This window comes from Pseudoalteromonas sp. 23_GOM-1509m, assembly GCF_000518425.1.
GTDB lineage: Bacteria > Pseudomonadota > Gammaproteobacteria > Enterobacterales > Alteromonadaceae > Pseudoalteromonas > Pseudoalteromonas tetraodonis.
The window spans coordinates 125,280-144,064 of record NZ_JADO01000012.1 but is presented as its reverse complement, the minus strand read 5'-3'; the positions used below and the strand labels follow the sequence as shown (position 1 = coordinate 144,064).

At 39.6% G+C, this 18,785-nt stretch carries 17 protein-coding genes and 1 pseudogene; 11 read left to right on the top strand and 7 right to left on the bottom strand.

Annotated elements, in window-relative coordinates; genetic code table 11:
* Positions 1 to 90 precede the first annotated feature (90 nt).
* On the top strand, positions 91 to 2,166 hold the full coding sequence (locus N523_RS0106340; RefSeq protein ID WP_028834640.1) for a TonB-dependent siderophore receptor: 2,076 nt from the start codon (positions 91 to 93) through the stop codon (positions 2,164 to 2,166).
* Between the two features lie 260 nt (positions 2,167 to 2,426).
* Positions 2,427 to 3,035, top strand: a complete 609-nt coding sequence (locus tag N523_RS0106335; protein ID WP_028834639.1) for a hypothetical protein — start codon at positions 2,427 to 2,429, stop codon at positions 3,033 to 3,035.
* A gap of 293 nt (positions 3,036 to 3,328) precedes the next feature.
* On the opposite strand, the gene N523_RS0106330 is transcribed toward N523_RS0106335, so the two are convergent.
* Positions 3,329 to 5,410, bottom strand: coding sequence for a TonB-dependent hemoglobin/transferrin/lactoferrin family receptor (locus N523_RS0106330; protein ID WP_028834638.1), 2,082 nt, complete (start codon positions 5,408 to 5,410; stop codon positions 3,329 to 3,331).
* A gap of 137 nt (positions 5,411 to 5,547) precedes the next feature.
* Between N523_RS0106330 and N523_RS0106325 the strand changes: the two genes are divergently transcribed.
* The 5 genes and pseudogenes from N523_RS0106325 (at position 5,548) to azu (ending at position 9,376) form a co-directional block, all read left to right on the top strand.
* Positions 5,548 to 6,357: a heme/hemin ABC transporter substrate-binding protein gene (locus N523_RS0106325; RefSeq protein WP_028834637.1), complete on the top strand. Its 810-nt coding sequence runs from the start codon at positions 5,548 to 5,550 to the stop codon at positions 6,355 to 6,357.
* A complete protein-coding gene (locus tag N523_RS0106320; RefSeq protein WP_024602445.1) occupies positions 6,354 to 7,406 on the top strand; it encodes a FecCD family ABC transporter permease in 1,053 nt (350 codons plus the stop codon). Before N523_RS0106325 ends, N523_RS0106320 begins: the two co-directional genes overlap by 4 nt.
* On the top strand, positions 7,403 to 8,191 hold the full coding sequence (locus N523_RS0106315; RefSeq protein ID WP_051440314.1) for a heme ABC transporter ATP-binding protein: 789 nt from the start codon (positions 7,403 to 7,405) through the stop codon (positions 8,189 to 8,191). Before N523_RS0106320 ends, N523_RS0106315 begins: the two co-directional genes overlap by 4 nt.
* Positions 8,188 to 8,931, top strand: coding sequence for a HugZ family pyridoxamine 5'-phosphate oxidase (locus N523_RS0106310; RefSeq protein ID WP_028834635.1), 744 nt, complete (start codon positions 8,188 to 8,190; stop codon positions 8,929 to 8,931). The genes N523_RS0106315 and N523_RS0106310 overlap by 4 nt, the downstream gene beginning before the upstream one ends.
* Positions 8,928 to 9,376: pseudogene (gene azu / locus N523_RS18960) on the top strand (azurin). Before N523_RS0106310 ends, azu begins: the two are co-directional and overlap by 4 nt.
* Positions 9,377 to 9,415: 39 nt before the next feature.
* Here the strand turns inward: azu and N523_RS0106300 are convergent.
* A complete protein-coding gene (locus N523_RS0106300) occupies positions 9,416 to 10,348 on the bottom strand; it encodes a ChaN family lipoprotein (protein ID WP_028834634.1) in 933 nt (310 codons plus the stop codon).
* Positions 10,349 to 10,501: 153 nt separating this feature from the next.
* Between N523_RS0106300 and N523_RS19530 the strand changes: the two genes are divergently transcribed.
* Entirely contained in the window at positions 10,502 to 10,921 is a 420-nt protein-coding gene (locus N523_RS19530) for a hypothetical protein (RefSeq protein WP_036959702.1), read from the top strand.
* A gap of 44 nt (positions 10,922 to 10,965) precedes the next feature.
* Here N523_RS19530 and N523_RS0106290 read toward each other — a convergent pair whose 3' ends face one another.
* Positions 10,966 to 11,403: a GNAT family N-acetyltransferase gene (locus tag N523_RS0106290; RefSeq protein ID WP_028834632.1), complete on the bottom strand. Its 438-nt coding sequence runs from the start codon at positions 11,401 to 11,403 to the stop codon at positions 10,966 to 10,968.
* Between the two features lie 268 nt (positions 11,404 to 11,671).
* Between N523_RS0106290 and N523_RS0106285 the strand changes: the two genes are divergently transcribed.
* Positions 11,672 to 12,505, top strand: coding sequence for a hypothetical protein (locus N523_RS0106285; protein WP_010388758.1), 834 nt, complete (start codon positions 11,672 to 11,674; stop codon positions 12,503 to 12,505).
* 12 nt (positions 12,506 to 12,517) lie between these two features.
* Entirely contained in the window at positions 12,518 to 13,093 is a 576-nt protein-coding gene (locus N523_RS0106280; protein ID WP_028834631.1) for a DUF6843 domain-containing protein, read from the top strand.
* 137 nt (positions 13,094 to 13,230) lie between these two features.
* Here N523_RS0106280 and N523_RS0106275 read toward each other — a convergent pair whose 3' ends face one another.
* On the bottom strand, positions 13,231 to 13,731 hold the full coding sequence (locus tag N523_RS0106275; protein ID WP_008130525.1) for a lactoylglutathione lyase family protein: 501 nt from the start codon (positions 13,729 to 13,731) through the stop codon (positions 13,231 to 13,233).
* Between the two features lie 104 nt (positions 13,732 to 13,835).
* On the opposite strand from N523_RS0106275, the gene N523_RS0106270 reads away from it, so the two are divergent.
* Complete coding sequence (locus N523_RS0106270; protein WP_028834630.1) at positions 13,836 to 14,702, top strand: LysR family transcriptional regulator; 867 nt, start codon at positions 13,836 to 13,838, stop codon at positions 14,700 to 14,702.
* 37 nt (positions 14,703 to 14,739) lie between these two features.
* Here the strand turns inward: N523_RS0106270 and N523_RS0106265 are convergent, their stop codons facing one another.
* The 3 genes from N523_RS0106265 to N523_RS0106255 are packed head-to-tail and all read right to left on the bottom strand — an operon-like array spanning position 14,740 to position 18,782.
* On the bottom strand, positions 14,740 to 15,819 hold the full coding sequence (locus tag N523_RS0106265; RefSeq protein WP_028834629.1) for a heparan-alpha-glucosaminide N-acetyltransferase domain-containing protein: 1,080 nt from the start codon (positions 15,817 to 15,819) through the stop codon (positions 14,740 to 14,742).
* Entirely contained in the window at positions 15,803 to 16,441 is a 639-nt protein-coding gene (locus N523_RS0106260) for a hypothetical protein (protein WP_028834628.1), read from the bottom strand. Before N523_RS0106260 ends, N523_RS0106265 begins: the two co-directional genes overlap by 17 nt.
* Positions 16,434 to 18,782, bottom strand: coding sequence for a GNAT family N-acetyltransferase (locus N523_RS0106255; RefSeq protein ID WP_028834627.1), 2,349 nt, complete (start codon positions 18,780 to 18,782; stop codon positions 16,434 to 16,436). Before N523_RS0106255 ends, N523_RS0106260 begins: the two co-directional genes overlap by 8 nt.
* Positions 18,783 to 18,785: the final 3 nt, after the last annotated feature.

Sequence of the window (18,785 nt, the reverse complement as noted above, 5' to 3'; positions counted from 1 at the left end):
ACGCACACATAGAGCGCAAAAAAACATTTTGTTATAAAGTAACACATGCTATAGTTTTGGTTATAATATAACGTTACTAAAAAGCATTTTATGAAGTACTCATTAATTTACTTAGCCTGCTTAAGTGCAAGCGCACAAAGCCTTGCCCAAAGTCAACCAATAGAGAAAATTGCGGTTACATATAAACAAGCTTACCGAGGCGATATTCCTCAAAAGCAAATGCCACAATCAATCGAAACCCTCGATAACGCGATACTTGATCAAAAAGGAATAACTCAATTACAAGATGCGCTGGATTTTTCTGCCAGTATTTCACGTAAAAATAACAGTGGCGCATTATGGGATAGCTTTTCGATTCGTGGATTATCGGGTAACGAAAACATGCCATCGGGTTACTTAATTAATGGTTTTAGCGGTGGGCGCGGATTCAGCGGCCCTCGTGATGTATCAAACATTGAGTACATTGAAGTATTAAAAGGCCCAGGCTCCGCACTTTATGGCCGCTCAGAGCCCGGCGGTACAGTTAATATCGTGACCAAAAAACCTCAGTTTGAGCAACAGGGTGAGCTAAAGCTCAGCTTAGGTAGTGATAATTTTAATCGCGTTGAAGGTGACTATACAAACGGCATTAACGATAACACTGCATTTAGAATAAATGGCGCATGGCAAGATAGCGACAGCTACCGCGATGACGTGTACACCCATAAAAAGGTGGTTACACCATCGATTTATCATCAAATAAACGCTTCAACCAGCATCACTTATGAATTTGAATACGTTGATTTAGCCCAGCTATTTGACCGTGGGGTTGTTGTACTTAATGATAATTTTAATACTGTCCCTAACTCGCGCTATTTAGGCAATCCAAACGATGGTGACACGCAAGTATATTCTCGTGGTCACCAAGTGACTTTAAATCATGATATAAACAATGAATGGTCACTCGTTGTAGGCGCAAACTACCGCAGCTCTTCACTAACTGGGTTTTCGTCTGATGCTGAACTTGCACCCTCGCGCCAATCATTATTCGATGATGGCCGCACACTTACCCGCCAACAGCGCTACCGCGATTATGAAGTTGATGATACCAGCCTTAAATTTGAGCTAAGCGGGCATTTTGATACCGCAGGCATTACCCATCATTTATTAATCGGAGCCGATGCATACAAATACGACTTACGCACTGGACTTTATCGTTATCGCGGCGGTAACGGCACCTACACAATTGATATTTATCAACCTAATTATAACGTTGCGCGTCCTGAAGTAGGTTTACTCTACGAAAACAACGAACAACAAGATGCTTATGGTATATACGTTCAAGATCAAATGGATCTGACTGATAAATTTAAGCTATTAGTTGGCCTTAGGTTTGATAGCGTAGATCAAGACATTTTAGAAACCAAAAGTGCTGTGCTTTCAAGTAGCTCACAGAGCCAAGTAAGCCCGCGAATAGGCTTAGTATACGAGCTAAACAACGCTGTAACCTTATACAGCAGTTACTCTGAAGGCTTTTTACCATTAAGTGGCACAGATGCAAGTGGCGACCCATTTGGCTTTGAATACAGTGACTCAATTGAAGTAGGCGCTAAATTTAGCTACCAAGGCATAGCGGGTACCCTGGCATTATTTGATGCCACTAAAAGTAATATGTTAGTAGCCGACCCTGTAAACGTTGGCTTTTCAGCGCCTATTGGTAAAGCAAACAGTAAAGGTGTTGAACTCGATTTAAGTACTTACATTACTGATGATACAAAGTTTAATTTATCTTACGCTTATATAGATGCCAGTACGGCAAACGACATAATAAATGCTGATTGGGGCGTGCCAATAAAAAAAGGCAGCCCATTAGTCAATGTACCTAAAAACAACTTAAACCTAACACTTAGCCATCAAACAGCCTTGCTTGGTAAAGAGCTTGAGCTAGGGGCTAGTTATCAGTACACCAGTGAACGATTAGGCGATGCCGCCGATTTAACATTTAACTTACCGAGTTATCAATTAGTTGGCATTTTTGGACAAGTAAATTTAACCGAGCGCACCAAGTTAAATATCAGTGTTAACAACATTTTTGATGAAGAATATGCCCAAAGTAGCTACAACGCATTATGGGTTTACCCAGGTGCGCCTACTCAATTTAAGATGTCATTGGCCTATCAATTCTAACAATTTCATAGTCCCGATTAGCTATTTTAACGTCTAGTTATTTATAGTTTTTCATCCAAAGCGTCTTAATGTAGTGGTTAAGGCGCTTTTTTTATTTTTTTGTATAATACATAGCCGCTGTTAACCCCCTTTACAGTCACTTTCATATCATAAAATAGCTGTTTGCATTATGACATTTTAGGTACGCTGTATTATAAAACATGTTATAAATATCACACTAAAATACAGCGACTCCGGTTAGATTTAAAGGACAAAAATAAATGGATACAAGCAGCAATAATAGCTCGTTAATTATTTTTCTTATTTCTGCATGTTTATTGTTACCATTCCTAGAAAGCATGCACGGGGGAGCGCTATGGGGGTTAAATTGGCACTCACCACGGCTTATGGATACATTAAGCCATAATCTACTTTATATAAAATTAGTGTTGGTAATTACGGGTTTAATACTGCTTTTCACCAAACCTAAAAAAATTAAAAGCATAATTAAAAATAAAATAGCCCAGTGGTTGTTCTATATCATTCTTACATTAGTCGGTGTAATACAAATTCCTTTTTTGTGTTTAGGGATTTTAGTCAATGGTTCTTCATTATCAACGCCTGATTATATTCACAAACAAAGCACGTTTACTGATCGTACTATTTATATTTACACCGCAGACCCTGGCGCGATGGGGAAAGCCTATCATTATGCGTATTTAAATTGCCCACTAGCATTTGGCCGTTATGAGCTAAAGCGAATTGCTAAACTCAATTGGATGCGCGAATATACGTTTTACATTGAAAAGAATAACCTGATAGTAATTGATAAAAATTCTGATAGTTTAACGCATACTTTTGATATGAGTGATGTAACCTGTTCGAGCTGATACCTCCTTTTTATAATTAGCTTAGGTTTCTCGTGTTGAATACGCATGTCATAAGTGCCTTTAGTAAACCAATATTGATTTAAACGCACTCTTTTGAAAATGTATGCATAGTGTTATTGAAATATATGAGCAGTACGAAAATTATAGGGACGTAAATCCCCTTTACACTATGGTGCAATACGCAGTGTTTTCTAGTGCTTTATATACCAATCAGCTTAGACATAAAAAAATTCAATCCGTTAAATTATTCAGATATTTATGCCGATTGGTATATATACAACTTTTAATATTAATTAAAACTGATAGCTTATCCGAGCCGAAACATTACGTCCTGGTTGGCTATATTGGCTAAAATCAGTACCTTTGGATTGACCAGCAATAAGTTCAAACGGTACGTACTCTTTATCGAGTAGGTTAAGTAAACCTACATTCATTTGCCATGCTTGCCACTGATAATTTGCATATAAATCAACAACACCATAACCGTTACCTTGTGTTGTTTTATTACCATTAGTATCACGTACTACATCAGACTGTGCCTTGGCTAAACGCCAAGCAGCGGTCCAATTAACATTGCCAAACTCAGTGCTTACTAATATAGAACCATTTAACGGGCTAATACTAGTAAGTGGCTGGTCAGAGTCTTTGTTTTCACCATCTACGTAAGCAACATTGGCTTCTAATAAAATATCGTCGGTAACATACATAGCAATACCAGCTTCTACACCGCTGATCTGGGTTTCGCTAATATTTTGATATTGGTAAAATGTTTTATTTACATTAGGAATATAAGTTGGTTCAACACCCGCGATTGTTGTTTCGATAAAGTCATCATAGGCAGCATAAAAAGTACTTAGATTTACACTAATATCGCTACTTGCGTATCTTAATCCGATCTCGAATGAGTCACTGCTTTCAGGGTCTAAATCTGCGTTTGGTAATATTTGATAAAATGGCTCAACACCATGGCTTTGATAAGCTTGGTCGTGTGGCGGTATTTTAAAGCCTCGAACATATTGCCCATACCAAGATAAATTATCGTCTACCTGATAAATCACACCCAGCTTTGGTGAAAACGCAGATTCGGTAATATCATCAAGTTCGGCGTCAGCGTATAGCGCATCTTTTTTTGCTTCAAGTGCATAATAATCGTAACGAATACCCGCAACTAACGACCAATCAGTCTCATTAAATTTAATACTGTCTTGCATATATACACCAACTAAAGAAGTATCGGCGCCAGGAAATGCTTTTTGTTTTTCATTCGTAAAATCAACAGTACCATCATTTAATACACGGGTTTTTAAGCGTGGTCGAGTAGTATCATATAAATCAATATCGATTCCATAAACAAATTCATGCTCGGTATTTTCTCCTTTAACTTCCTTACTAAATACCGCTTTTAAGCCTAAAATATCTTGCTCAAACCCGTAGTCATTATAATCGATGTAATTTCTAGCTGCGCTTATTTGGTCACTTTGTTGCTCGTATCGACTATAAGATAGTTGCCCATACCATTTATCAAATATAGCTGTTGCCATATCTGAATCATAATCGAGTGCAAATGAGATATTTGTGTCTTCGTCTTCGGTTTCTTGAATGGATGGAGTGATTACTTGTTCTGTCGTTTGATTAAAGTAATCTAAGGTATACTTAAGGGTGCGTTTTTCATCAAGCTTTTGCTCAACTTTAAACAGCAAAGCGTCCGAGCGGGCATCGTAACCTGGTAAATCTTCAACGTAGTTTTGTACTTCTTCACTATCGCGATGGCTATAAACAGCGCTAATAGCAAAGTCACCTAAATCTTTTGCTGCTGTAATATCAGCAGCAACCTGATTACTTTGGCCTTGATAACCTAACGCTACTTTTACCAAGCTTTGTTGATCCACTAAATAATCGCTCGGGTCTTTAGTTGTTATTACTACAATTCCCCCTAGTGCATCAGAACCATATAGCGATGATGCCGCCCCTTTTGCAACTTCAACTTGTTTAACACCCGCAACATCAAAGTAGTTTCGACCCACTAAATAACCGCCGCCGCCAGCGTAGCCATCGTTAGTGCGTCTTCCATCTTTAATAAAAACAACTCTGTTGCCACCAACACCTCGTACAGTTAATGTTTGCGCGCCTGCGCCACTGCCAGTACTTGAGATACTTGGATCGTATTTAAACATAGTTTGTAAATCTACAGCGAGTTGACGCTCAATATCTTGTTCGGTAATAACCGTTACTGAGCCAGTCACATCTTCAAGCTTTTGTTCAAAACGAGAACCACTAACCACAATATGATCGTCAATAACATTTTCGGCCAGTGTGCTACCAGAGCTAATTAACAAAGAGGCTAATGCTGTAAATTTAAAAGAAAAGGGATTCATCTCCACTCCAAATGATAATAGTTATTATTTACTTTTAAATGGTACAACTAACCCAAACCAAGATCAATTGATTATGATAATCATTTTCATTTAGATTAAAATGGTTATAATACTAAAAAATAAAATCGGAGTTTGTTATGAAGTACCTAATTTTTTTTCTGGCTTTAGCCACTCAATCAGCACTCGCTAAAGAGCGTGTGATCAGCGCTGGCGGTACATTAACTGAAATAATCTACGCACTAGAAAAGCAAAATAGTTTAGTAGCGGTTGACCAATCAAGTATGTATCCGCAACAAGCAACACAGTTGCCACAGGTAGGTTACTATCGAGATCTAGCCGCTGAGGGAGTGCTTTCAATGCGCCCAACTACGTTACTTGCACTTGAAGGTGCGGGAAGGGAGCAGGCACTCAAGCAAATAGAAGCGACCGGAGTGAAGGTTATTCACTATAAAAAACCGACTTCTGTAAATGAACTACTTGAACTAATTAAGCACCTTGGTAGTGATTTAGATGCAAACCTAAAAGCTCAAAATCTGATTACTAAAATAAAAAAATCGTTACCTACTAAAGCAAAAACACAGACCCACAACGCTTTGTTTTTACTTTCAGCTAATGAGCGTGGGCTCGTCGCAGCAGGACAAGAAACGGTGCCCAACTTGCTGTTTAATTATGCGGGCATTACCAATATAGCTGCTACGCATACAGGCTTTAAAGCAATTAACAGTGAAGTACTGGCTGTAAGTCAGCCCGATTTTTTAGTGGCGCCAGCGCATGTTGTGCAAAGCCTTGGTGGTAAAAAAGCCTTTTGTAAACAGCCTACACTTCGTTTATTAAAAGCAGCGCAAGAGTGTCAATTACTGGTCATGGACAGTTTACTTTCACTGGGCATGTCGCCGCGTATTGCAACTGCGATTCAAGCATTGCATGAGTATAAAACACGCTTATGAGCACGTTAACTTTGAATCGTTTTAACGCCATAACACTCAGTAATCCGCATAAGTGGATGCTATTAAGTTATGGCTGCATTTTTGCTTTAGCATTACTTAGCATAGGTTATGGAGCAGCAGGATGGGATTGGCGTTTAGCGATTGCATGGCTAGCTCCTGAACATTTTAGTCAATTTGATGCGCTACAAATCAATGTGGTTACACAAATACGCCTGCCTCGTTTTGTACTTGCAGTGATGGTGGGGTTAGTACTTGCACAAACAGGGGCTGCAACCCAAGCGCTGTGTCGTAACCCGCTTGCTGATCCCTCTATTATTGGTATAAGCGCAGGCGCTGCAATGGTCGCGGTTGCTTTTATCGCCCTTAGTGCACAATTTAATTTTAACGCCCAACACTACTTACCGTATGCCTCATTTTTGGGCGCACTATCAGTAACGTCGCTGGTATATTTAGTCTCAAAACAACAAAAACAAATTAATATAAATACGCTTATATTAGTCGGTGTCGCCATTAATGCATTGGCATTCGCTGTTATTGGATTATTAAGTTTTTATGCCGATGACAGCGCACTGCGGTTAATTAACTATTGGACCATGGGCTCATTAGGCGGTGCGAGCTGGGATAATATAAAACAGGCGAGTCCTTTGCTTTTACTGAGCCTTATCGGGCTATGGCGATTAAAAGAGCCAATGAATCTACTTCTTATCGGTGAATCACAAGCTCAATACTTAGGCGTCGATACCAGCAAGCTTAAATTATACGTCATTATATTAGTTGCATTGGGCGTAGGTGCGGTGGTTGCGCTAACAGGTTTAATTGGCTTTGTTGGTTTAGTTGTCCCTCACATCGCACGCCTCATGGTTGGGCCTCATTTACGAAATATGCTACCACTTTGTATGCTTTTAGGTGTCATTGTGTTGCTACTTTCAGATTGGTTGGCACGCTTGGTTGTTATGCCTGCGGAGCTGCCAATTGGCATTATAACGGCGTTACTTGGCGCTCCACTATTTATATATTTGATCATTAAAAATAAGCGAGATTGGTCATGATCACGTTTAACAACCTCAATATAGGCTTTAACACGCATCGTGTTTTAGAGGGTATTAGCGGCAATATCCAAGCAGGACAACTTGTCGCACTGATAGGCGAAAATGGCGCAGGTAAATCAACCTTACTGCATACTTTGGCAGGCATGCATCCCTTTGAGGGAGATATACTATTTAATACCAAGCCTTTGCATTCATTTTCTAAAGAGCAATTAGCTAGCAAGCGCGCTGTAATGATGCAAAGTAACCATGTTGGCTTTGATTTTAGTGTATTTGAACTCATTGCTATGGGTCGCTATCCCTATACAGAGTCTCTTAAAGCACAAGCCAATAAAGTTCAAAAATATGCCTCACTTATGGATTTAACCCATTACCTAACACGTCGAATGAGTGCGCTTTCGGGCGGCGAACAGCAGCGTGTTCATATGGCGCGCACATTAGCCCAGTTAGATGCTTTTACTGCGCAAACTGAGCCTAAATTAATGTTGCTCGATGAGCCAACATCAGCGCTAGATATGCGTCATCAACACACTTTACTTAGCTGTGTTAGAACCTTTGTAGAGCAAGGAAACAGCGCCATTATTGCTATACACGATCTTAATTTAGCAAGCCTTTATGCAACCAACGCTATTTTATTACACAACCAAAAAGTGCTGCAAAGCGGGTCTATAAATACCGTTTTAACAGCACAAAACTTACAACAAATGTACGCCATGAAATTGCACGTTAACCCTCATCCTTATAACGATGCGCCCATGGTTTTTTCTCAACGTCAGGAGTTTTCATGAGAGAGCAAGCATTAAACGACGCACGTACGCTCGTTTTTAAAACCCATGCCGGCGTAATGTCGACCATTTCAAATAATTTACGCGGCTATCCGTTTGGCTCTGTTACACCTTATATGTGTGACGAACAAGGTCGCATCTACTTTTTTATTAGTGACATAGCTCAGCACACCAAAAATTTAAAACAGGACTCACGCATGAGTCTGACTATTTTTGATGCCGCCGATTATGGCGATCAAAACGAACATGGGCGAGTAACACTTGTAGGTGATGGCTCTATTGTGACAAAGGATCGATGCGAAGTACTACTTGATAAATATATAGCTTTGTATCCTGAGGCTGCAGGCTATCGCAATGCGCATGATTTTCAGCTTTGGCAATTAGATGTAGTCCGTGTACGTTATATTGGCGGCTTTGGAAAAATATTTTGGCTTGAACAAAACGAATGGCAAGCTCAGCCTAAAAAGTGGGATGAAAGCCAGCAGCAAAGCATGATCACTCATATGAATGAAGATCATCAAGATGCCATGTCGCTGATATTAATGCAGCACTACAGCGTAGCTGATAACACCCCAATAATGAGCGGCCTACTACCCACAGGCTTTTATATACAAAGCCACAAGCGTAATTACTTTATTAATTTTGCGAACGAGTGCGATAGCCCAATAGCCGTGCGAAAAGCACTTGTAGCCTTAACAAATCAAGCACGAAACAGCTCAAACCAACTAGCAGAGACAGTATGAAAAAATTAATAGCCTTACTAAGTACTTCACTGCTACTGAGTACCAATGCTGCATATGCAGACGAATGCACACTAAATATAGATGCAAACGATATGATGCAGTTTTCAACTAAAACACTAAGCGCCCCTAAAAGCTGTAAACAAGTGACCGTAAAGCTTAGTCACACCGGTAAATTACCTGCCAATGTAATGGGTCATAACTGGGTACTATCTACGATTAAAACATGCAAGGTATTATCACAGATGGCAACGCAGCAGGGCTTAGCAACCACCACATAAAGCCTAATGATAGTCGCGTGATTGGTGCTACAGACATTATTGGCGGCGGCAAAACAACCGAAGTTACTTTTAAAACCAGCGGCTTAACCGCCGGAACCAATTACACTTTCTTTTGTTCTTTCCCTGGCCATTACGCCATGATGAAAGGCACATTTACGCTTAAGTAAATATTAAAAAGTGTATTACACAAACACAGTGCCAACCTATTATTGGCACTGTGTTTTCTCCCCTCGTTTGGCTAAAGCTTTAAATGCCGCTTGTTGATGTGCTTTTTGCACATAGCGAGCAGGCAAAGCGTTAACTTCTAATTGATAACCATTTTGCTCAGGTTGTACTTTTGATACTGGCGAAACCCATACAACATTAAGCTCTGGGGCAATTCGCTTAATTACCCGCGCTATGCCTTCACCATTTCTCACATGAAAGTCACCGGCTAAATGTATAACCTGCGTGCCCTTATTTTGACTAATATAGTTAACGATAGACTCAGCCATGGTTTCGTCCCAAGTAACTTGCGCGGCGTAAAGTTTTTCGTTTTTACTCGCCGTTCCATGATGCATAGATTGCATAAAGCGCTCTTTATAAAGGCTTGGAGAAATATCTATCTCTTTTGCAATAAAACTGCGCTGCTGTGCGTCGAGCTTATTAATATAATTAATACCTTGGCGACCAATACAGGTAACAATATGCTTAGGCGCATTAGCAGCTATTACATCGCTATTTTGCATCTTCGCCAATTCCACTAACACACGATAATCACTCTTATAATTAGGCCAAGCCTTAGTGTTATCAATTAAGTATTGTTCGCCAATTTTACTCTCAAGGTAAAGGTTTAGTGTTTGCTGATCAGCGCGGCTAAATTGCTCAAGCGATAAGGCAATAGGCTTATTTTTTGTGTTTAATTGCTGAAACAGCTCAGCCTGAAATAAGTGCACACCGGGGTGTGTATGCCACTCACCGACTAAAACAACATCGGCATTCAAAAGCGTGGACTCTGACAATATTGAATTAACTCGCTGGCCCTTTGCATTATAAAGCCCGTAATTATACAAGGATGAATTTTGAGATACTGATACTGTGTTTATACTGCAGCCTGATAATCCACTGAGTAAAAGAAGTGCTAAAAATGGGTTTTTCATATCGGTTTTTATAAAAATAAGAATCAAAACAATGACATTAGTATACACAACAAACTGCTTCAAACCCATAAATACAAATAAAAACAATTATCATTTGATGTTTAGGGGTTTCTGTTTTACAGTCTTAAAAAATAAACAGATATGGAACGCCCCATGGCCTTACCTTTTTTATGTGCTCGACACAAACAACATGTTTTATGTCAACCAGAGCAAGCAATTATAGATATTCAAAATGCGCAGTTAAGTGGCGAAGCGCTGTTTAAACGATACCAATTTGCACAAGCATTGCCGTATTTGGGGTGTGCACTTGAAAGTGCGTCCTTATTAGCTCAAATGTATAATTGTGCAAATAATCAGCAAATCATACAAATTACCTCTCTTACAGAGCGCCTTTATTCCACACTTCACTTTTTAGGCGAACAAAGTGCTGCGCACAATGCACTCATACAATCTATTAATCTGTTAAACGAGATATTGTATAGTGACGATGAATATCATGACTTAGCGCTTTCATGCATTACACAGCTAAAAAATTTGGCATTGCAACATCCTCCACATCTTACTAAGCACTAATTTTTATGACGATAAGCAACGCGCTAAACACAATTGGGTTAATTTTATATATTAATAATGGCTAACATATCTTCTTCGTCTTCATCTAGGCCAACTTCTTCAAACCCAAAACTTGAATAAAAATCTTTAGCAACAGGGTTTTGCGGGTTATAACAAATCTCGATTTGTTCAAGCTTAGAAGTCATTTTAATCTCTGCAATTGCCATGGTCAGTGCTTGGCGGCCAATACCTTTATTTTGATGATGTTCATCTACCATAAAACGCCAAATAGAAACTTTTGTAGGGGTTTCTTGCACCCACATAAAAAAGCCTACAGGCTCATTATTTTGGTAAATAGCTTTACAGGTATGCCCAACATTATAATGAGACTCAACAAGCGACCACATATTACACGCTACATATTCTTGTTGCGCTTCGGTAACGTCTAAATCGCATACCTCTTCGTAATTAGCAGAGGTGATATCTTCCAATAAAATGTTCATTATTGTCCTTAATTTCAAACATGGAGTTATAAGTAGTTTTGTTTTATCACGTTATCAGCACTAATACATCTAGGCAATGTATTCTTTTTAGGCACAAAAAAGCCGCAGTAATAAATACTGCGGCTTTGTTTACATAACACGTGTAATTCTTTATTGATAACAAACAATAGTACTGTGCTTTTGAAGCTTTTCAGAATTGTTATGCTCTTAAGCTGGTGTTACTATTATCGAAACGGATTTTTAATTATCAATAAATGGAATTAAGGTTATGGCTATTCAATTAGCAAACTACGAAATTAATATACGCTCATTTCACCCTGAAAAAGACTTTGGCTGGTCTGGACTAATGTTTGAAGGAGATAATCGAGGGTTTTCGCTAAAACCTAGTGGTATTAAACCTACGACCTCAAGGATTTGGCATCGTCTACGGCTTTCTACAAAAAATAGTAAAATTAGTTCTATTGATACAATATCAGATCCATCAAAAGCACCGTGGGAAGATAAGAAAAGAATATATTCTGGTAACCTTGCACCAAAAGGGCGTGTTACCCTCAAAGAAAAACCTCCAACTAATAATAGTATTTATCAGTATCAGTTAGACGGCCAATACGGAGGAGTTAATCACGCAATGCCAGGTTCTCCTCAGATGCAAGAAAGATTAGACTTTTCATACGTGCCAACTTTAAATGTTAAGTATAAAATTATTATAGACATTGATACTGTTAGCGGTCACATGGATATAGTTACTTATATCACTGGCGATGCTTTTCCTAATTGTGAAGCATTTATTGTTGGTCCTGGTGGGCAATCTATCTCCCTTGGTATACATGTTCGCAAAGGTGCGCCACCACTAAGCTTATCTCTTAATGCTGATTACCCAATGATTGTAAGCGCACTCCGTTTGCCTCTCAACAATAATGGTAGTTTTAAAGGGACCGTAGGCGATGAACTATTTAGACAGGCAAATAAATACCCCAAATTAAGCTTTCATAAAATAGCGGATTGGAATTATCGTTTCACTTCTATTCCAGCAAATAGCGGTCATTGTATGCTGCTTGAAAAAGCGAGTTTAGAAAACTGTTTTAATGGCTTACTTAAGTAAAAAGGCGACTCGATGAAACCCATCTTTAAAGCACACTTTTTAAAAATATTGTTTTTTGGTTCAATGATATCGTTATTATCAGCCTGTACAGAGGTAAAAAAAAGTGAACCCGTAATTTACCTTATACCTGAAAATTATGTTGGTTCTCTATACATAATATTTAATGCACCAAACGGGCATCCACCGAAATACGAAGACGGCTCTCGGGTATATGAAATACCACCATCAGGTATACTCGTTACACAAATGGATGCCAACGAGGGCTGGATTGAAAACAATCAAATACAATACTTTGAAGTGAGTAATGCGAATGAAAGAACACCCATAAGCGAAGACTCTTCATTAAAAGATAAAGATACTACAGACGATGGAGAAACAAGAACTGTGTATGTGGGTGGCCTAGGTGAATCGGGTCCAATATATGGCTGTACTGTGATTAATCAAAATTTTACGGTTGGTACAGACGCAGAACAGACCGACAGGAAAAATTTATTCAGTATATACGATGCTATTAAGCGCAAAAATATAGATGAAAAACTTTTCAAAGGTATGTGTAAGAATAGTAAAGATGTTACATCACCCCAATAATAAAATGTAGTTACTTTTTCAAAATGCCAATATCCGGCGTATTACTTAGCTAATTAGTAAAGCTATTCAAATAAAAAAGCCGCAGTATAAATACTGCGGCCTTTGTTTTTAGCTAAACTTTTTTAGACTAGCTAAGTTTAATAAGCACCAGCGCTGTATATAAGCTCGTAACTGTGGCTGTAAATCTCAAGGATGTTACCAAACGGGTCTTCCATGTAGATCATGCGGTACGGCTTTTCGCCAGGGTAGTAGTAACGTGGCTCTGGCATACGTTTTTTACCACCTGCAGCAACAATACGATCCGCTAAGCCTTCTACATCTGGGTCTTGTACACAGAAGTGGAAGATACCGGTTTTCCAGTATTCAAAGTTGTCTTTAGGGTTTTCTTGGTCTTTAAATTCAAAAATTTCTACACCAATACGATCGCCTGTTGAAAGGTGCGCTATTTTAAATTTTTCCCAATTTGGACCAAATACATCGGTACACATTTCGCCAATTGGGCTGTTATCTTCAGTGATCACGGTAGGCTCCATTATGGTGTACCAGCCCATCACTTTAGTGTAAAACTCTACGGCTTTTTCAACATCCGGTACTGAAATACCAATGTGCGAAAAACTACGTGGATATGTATGACTCATAATAAATACTCCTACTTAACTATGTTTAGTTGATGGAGTTAGTTTACGAATTGACCAACATTAAGTAAAATTATCATTAATCATCATTTTGAGTATATTTTGTAATGATAAATCCTACATGGCTAAATACATTTTGTACTTTAGTTGAGGTAAACCATTTTACCCAAACCGCCGAGCGCCTTTATATGACCCAGTCAGGCGTAAGCCAACATATAAAAAAGTTAGAGCAGCAAGTAGATTGCGCCTTGCTTGAGCGCCACGGTAAACAATTTACCCTTACCGTTCAGGGTCAAAATTTATATCAGCAGGGTAGTCAGTTACTCAAAGAATGGCAGTTTTTAGAGCAGCAATTAAAAGATGATTCACCGTACAGCGGTTTAGTTAAAATACAGTCGCCTGGCAGTTGCGGGCTGCAGTTTTACAATCAACTATTAGCACTGCAAGTAGAGCACAAGGAGCTAATTATAGATTACCGCTTTGCTCCAAATACCAGTGTTGAACAAGCAGTGGCAAACCATAGTGCCGATATTGGCTTTTTAACTCAAGCGCCTGCCCTTAGCGAAGTAACCAGCCATAAAATAGGCCAAGAGCCTTTACTATTGGTAACACCGGCCGCAATAAAAAGCCCAACATGGAGCGCATTAAATGAACTGGGCTTTATTAGCCACCCCGATGCAAAACATCATGCACAGCTTTTACTTAGCGAAAACTACAGTGAATTTGAACATGTTGATCAAATTAAGCAAACGGGGTTTTCTAACCAAATAAGTTTAATACTGGAACCGGTAAGTTTAGGGCTGGGTTTTACGGTTTTACCAGCACACGCAGTAAGTGCTTTTAATAAACCTGCGCTTATTAAAACGCATCATTTAACAAATCCAATTAGCGAAAATATTTATGTGTGCCATCACCGAAATAGGCCGTTAGCAAAGCGTATGCATAGCGTTATTGACGCAATAAAAGCAAGCTAGGGCACCCAAATCAGCGCCCGTAAAGCCCCTTTACAGCTTAAGCTGTACGTTTGGTTTTTTGCGTAATATCTATGAAGCTTTGTTTGCTTTTTAAATAAACCTTGTGCACAGCAAAAGTCAGTAAAGTCATCAGTACCATCATACATAGTGTCGGCCAAAGGCTGAGGGTATGATAACCAAGCGCCCCCATAAACCAGCAAATAAGTACCCATTGAATAACATATAGCGCGGTTACATGTTTACTGGCATATAAAAGAGCACGTGTAATGGGGCCATTATATTTATCAGCAAAAATAAACTGTATAGCCGCTAGTGCACATAAATTTAAGCCAATTAAATAGCTAATACCGCCGCCATTTAAATGGAAAAAGTTGCCAAACTGACCTTTAAAATCAATGGCTAACCATATGCCGCCAATAACTAGTAAAGCAGCACCAAATTGTGCACATACTTTATATAAGTAATCTGCATTCTGTTGGTTACTAAGGTATAAACGACCAAGTACATACCCCGTTAATATCGCACTTACCCAAGGAAATACCGGAAAATACACCTGATAGTTATTAGCGAAAAACAAATCACTAATATAAGGTGAAAGCGTAAATTGCTGCCCCCTTACAAACTGGCTCAAAACTGCAATTGCAATGGCTAAAACCGCAATCCATGTTGTTTTCCAACGGGCAATATTAAGTGCCCCAAACAGCAATAAGCTAACTCCAGCCAGTTGTAAAATATCACCTGTTAACACCATAAATTGTAACTGCCCAGCACTGAGTGGGCTTTGCCAGCCATAAGCATTTATAAACGCCTCGGGCATGGTATTAAATACTTCAATAGGTAGCCAAAACTTAGCCACATTCATTAAATAGGCAAGCAGTAAAAGCTGTAAACCTCGCTTAATTAAAAGTAAGGGTGTTTGCCTACGCGAAAGTGCCATAGACAGTCCCATTGCCACCAAAAACGAGGCGGTGCCTTTGCCAAGTATATGCACAACCGTACCAAATGCGCTTTCACTTTGAAGCGCTGTGGTGGCATACATCCATAAGGTATGCACAATAATCATAATGAAAACGCTCGCACCACGCGCAAGATCAATCGTTTTAAGACGTTGGTTCATTGGTTTTAATGTCCTTTTTAGGGCAGGTTTGGCATTTGCTGTAACCTGCTAAATAATAGCGGCAACAGGTTAAACGCTGGGGTTTTTCAGTAAATGGCGCATCAAGGCTAAAGTGCTCACAAATAAGGGTGTGCAGCTGACGATGGCAATTATTGATATGTAAAGTGGTAGCAAGGGCTAAGCTATGAGCTCGCTCAATAGCGCTACTTAACGAATCGAGTAATAACCGTGCTTGTTCTTTTTTACCCAGCGCATAGTCGGTATTTACCCATTCACCAACTTGGCTTATAAAATGAGTAAACGCTTGGATTTGCTCAGTTTTACTTACTAACACGCCATTATTTAGGTTAAACCCACGACAATAAGCGCCATTTAGCGCTAACGGCATGTTAATGGGATCAGCCGTACTTTGCTTGCAAGCAAACCAATAGCAATAAGCGTAAATAGCTTGCCAGCAAAGCTGCAAATACAAATGCCGACTAATAAATTGCTTAGGCGCAGTAGGATACTGCGCCTTACAACGAACTGTTAAAGCGCGCACTAATAATAAGCTCGGTTTAAAAGTTCGTTGTACGGGTTGATGGCAATATAAAAACTGCGCAAGGGTAATCGGTTTAGCCATACAGCTTTGCCGATACGGGGTTGTTTAAGTTACCAGCAAACTGCAAACTACCTGCCGGATCGGTTAAATCAACCATTTGCTCATTATTACCCAGCTGTAAGCGGTTTAAACAAGAGTGAGCAAACTCATCACTAAAAAAGTCATACTCTTTAAATCGCTCATTTAAAGCAGGATTAGCATGTTGATATGCTTTAACACTTTGGGTAACACACTGCCAAAAGTCATGCTCTGTAATACGCTCTTCTCGCACTAGAATTGCTACTAAGTATCTAAAGAAACAGTCAAATACATCGGTAAATATACTTAACAGCTCAAGCTCTTTAGGCATAGAAACATGAATACGTTCAACCCCTGCAGGCAATACTTCAGCGCTATTAAGTAAGGCAACCTCTTCACCTATGTCTTTCATATATGCGCCCACTGGCACCGAATTTTTAAGCTTTAAAATGAGGTTTTCACCGTGGGGCATAAACACTAATTTATGCGCGTAAAAGCAATGTACTAGCGGAATTAAATAGGCATTAAAGTACGCATGTAACCACTGCTGCGTGCTCAAACCACTTTGCGTTATCCATTCGCCCACTAAACTTTGGCCATTATTATCTAAGTGTAATAACGCTGCCATGGTGGTCAGTTGTTCATCACTATTTAAATTGTGATTTGGGTTTTCTCGCCATAAACAGGCAAACATTTTACGATAGGGTGTATCTCCTAGCGCGTGTTGCTCAAACGTATGATGGGCATAACCTAAGGTGGCGTATTCTCTAAGCGCTGTAAAATTAGCGCCTGCGAGTTGTTGATCTTGGCTAACCTTAGCAAATACCCAATCGTTAATGGCAGGAGTCACCGCCATGTAAGCACGCGATAGGCCACGCATAAATCCCATATTTAAAATCGACAACGCCACTTTTAAATACGGTTTATGCGGGTGCGAGCAGTTATATAAGGTCCGAATTGATTGTTGCGCTTGATATAAATCGTCACCTTCACCTAAATACACTAATCGCTGATTTGCCAACTCATTTGCAAATACCACACTCAATTTGTGTTGGTACTGCCAAGGGTGAGCAGGAATGAGTAAGTAATCATCGGGGTTAAGGTTTTGAGCTTTTAGCGCTTTGTTAAACGCATCTCGGGTGGTTAAATCTAGCTCATCACTTATATGGCTTGGATAATCAGCAAAGTATTCACTATGGGCAAAGTCGCATACCCCTTTATGCGCTGCTAACCACAGTATTTTAAACGGTTTGCCTACTTCTGGCGCATAACGTAAAAAGTCAGCTTTACTAAAACCAATGCGGCCATTATTAGCCACAAACGCAGGGTGACCTTCACTCATTGCAGCTTCTATTTTTTGCAGCCCTAAATTAGCTAACTGCGCCGCTGTTAACGTGTTATTTTCACGTTTAAAGCACGCACTGGCTAAAGTAGCATTTAGCTCTTCAAGGTAGGTGGCAAGGCGCTTACCCGTTAAACCTAGCGCAGGCCCTTGCATACTGAAAAAGTGCAACACATCTAGCGGCTGCAGCTCTTCGTTAAGGTTGTAAAAGCATAGGCTTGGCTCATCTATATCTATATGATTCAGTGCCATAGCACGGCCATTAAAAATAAAGTAACCGCCTTCAACATTCACTTTAAAGCCTTGCTTTGTTGTCTCTGCGGCCAATAAACGCTCGTGCACAAGCTCGGTGAGTGCTTTAGCTTGTAAATGCCGATTTGCCCATTGCCAATGTGGCTGTATCACGTAATCAGTTTGCAAAGGTGCTAACGAATCAGTAAATAGTTGGCTGTGCCTATCAAAGGCTGCTTTATTACAAAAGCCTAAATAAGCGGCTTTTTCGCCTAGTTGAATTTGCTGGGTGTGCACAAATCCCAAACGTTTATTTAAAGTATGAATTTTATTATTTGCAATGTCGGGCTCAACCACAACACGGGCGGCACTGTTTTGAGTAAAAATACTTTGCAGCACGCACTGCATCATTTCAAAACTAAAATGGCGCTTAGGTGCCGTGTTAGGCGCTAATAAAATATGCATACCCACATCATTAGGTTCAACCTCGTACGCCGCTTTCATTAAGCTTTCGTGCTCTGGGCTATAAAGCTCAACTAAAGCCAATAGGTTATTATTTTGCTCGATCACGTATGCCTGATGATGAGGCGTAACAAAAATATCTTGATACGCTTTAGTTATTTGTTGCTCGGTTTGCTGCTGCATCCCCCAAAAGTGCGCATACGGTTGCTTAAGCCAATCGCAAACAGTTGGCATATCTGTTTGTTGTAATAACCGCATCGTCACTTTACCGGTATGCTGTAGGGTGGTTACAAAAGATGAAAAATACATAAA

Bases quoted from the DNA above. Each gene is read 5' to 3' on its own strand.
- N523_RS0106340 (WP_028834640.1), top strand. From the start codon at position 91: ATGAAGTACTCATTAATTTACTTAGCCTGCTTAAGTGCAAGCGCACAA.
- N523_RS0106335 (WP_028834639.1), top strand. From the start codon at position 2,427: ATGGATACAAGCAGCAATAATAGCTCGTTAATTATTTTTCTTATTTCT.
- N523_RS0106330 (WP_028834638.1), bottom strand. From the start codon at position 5,410: ATGAATCCCTTTTCTTTTAAATTTACAGCATTAGCCTCTTTGTTAATT.
- N523_RS0106325 (WP_028834637.1), top strand. From the start codon at position 5,548: ATGAAGTACCTAATTTTTTTTCTGGCTTTAGCCACTCAATCAGCACTC.
- N523_RS0106320 (WP_024602445.1), top strand. From the start codon at position 6,354: ATGAGCACGTTAACTTTGAATCGTTTTAACGCCATAACACTCAGTAAT.
- N523_RS0106315 (WP_051440314.1), top strand. From the start codon at position 7,403: ATGATCACGTTTAACAACCTCAATATAGGCTTTAACACGCATCGTGTT.
- N523_RS0106310 (WP_028834635.1), top strand. From the start codon at position 8,188: ATGAGAGAGCAAGCATTAAACGACGCACGTACGCTCGTTTTTAAAACC.
- N523_RS0106300 (WP_028834634.1), bottom strand. From the start codon at position 10,348: ATGAAAAACCCATTTTTAGCACTTCTTTTACTCAGTGGATTATCAGGC.
- N523_RS19530 (WP_036959702.1), top strand. From the start codon at position 10,502: ATGGCCTTACCTTTTTTATGTGCTCGACACAAACAACATGTTTTATGT.
- N523_RS0106290 (WP_028834632.1), bottom strand. From the start codon at position 11,403: ATGAACATTTTATTGGAAGATATCACCTCTGCTAATTACGAAGAGGTA.
- N523_RS0106285 (WP_010388758.1), top strand. From the start codon at position 11,672: ATGGCTATTCAATTAGCAAACTACGAAATTAATATACGCTCATTTCAC.
- N523_RS0106280 (WP_028834631.1), top strand. From the start codon at position 12,518: ATGAAACCCATCTTTAAAGCACACTTTTTAAAAATATTGTTTTTTGGT.
- N523_RS0106275 (WP_008130525.1), bottom strand. From the start codon at position 13,731: ATGAGTCATACATATCCACGTAGTTTTTCGCACATTGGTATTTCAGTA.
- N523_RS0106270 (WP_028834630.1), top strand. From the start codon at position 13,836: ATGATAAATCCTACATGGCTAAATACATTTTGTACTTTAGTTGAGGTA.
- N523_RS0106265 (WP_028834629.1), bottom strand. From the start codon at position 15,819: ATGAACCAACGTCTTAAAACGATTGATCTTGCGCGTGGTGCGAGCGTT.
- N523_RS0106260 (WP_028834628.1), bottom strand. From the start codon at position 16,441: ATGGCTAAACCGATTACCCTTGCGCAGTTTTTATATTGCCATCAACCC.
- N523_RS0106255 (WP_028834627.1), bottom strand. From the start codon at position 18,782: ATGTATTTTTCATCTTTTGTAACCACCCTACAGCATACCGGTAAAGTG.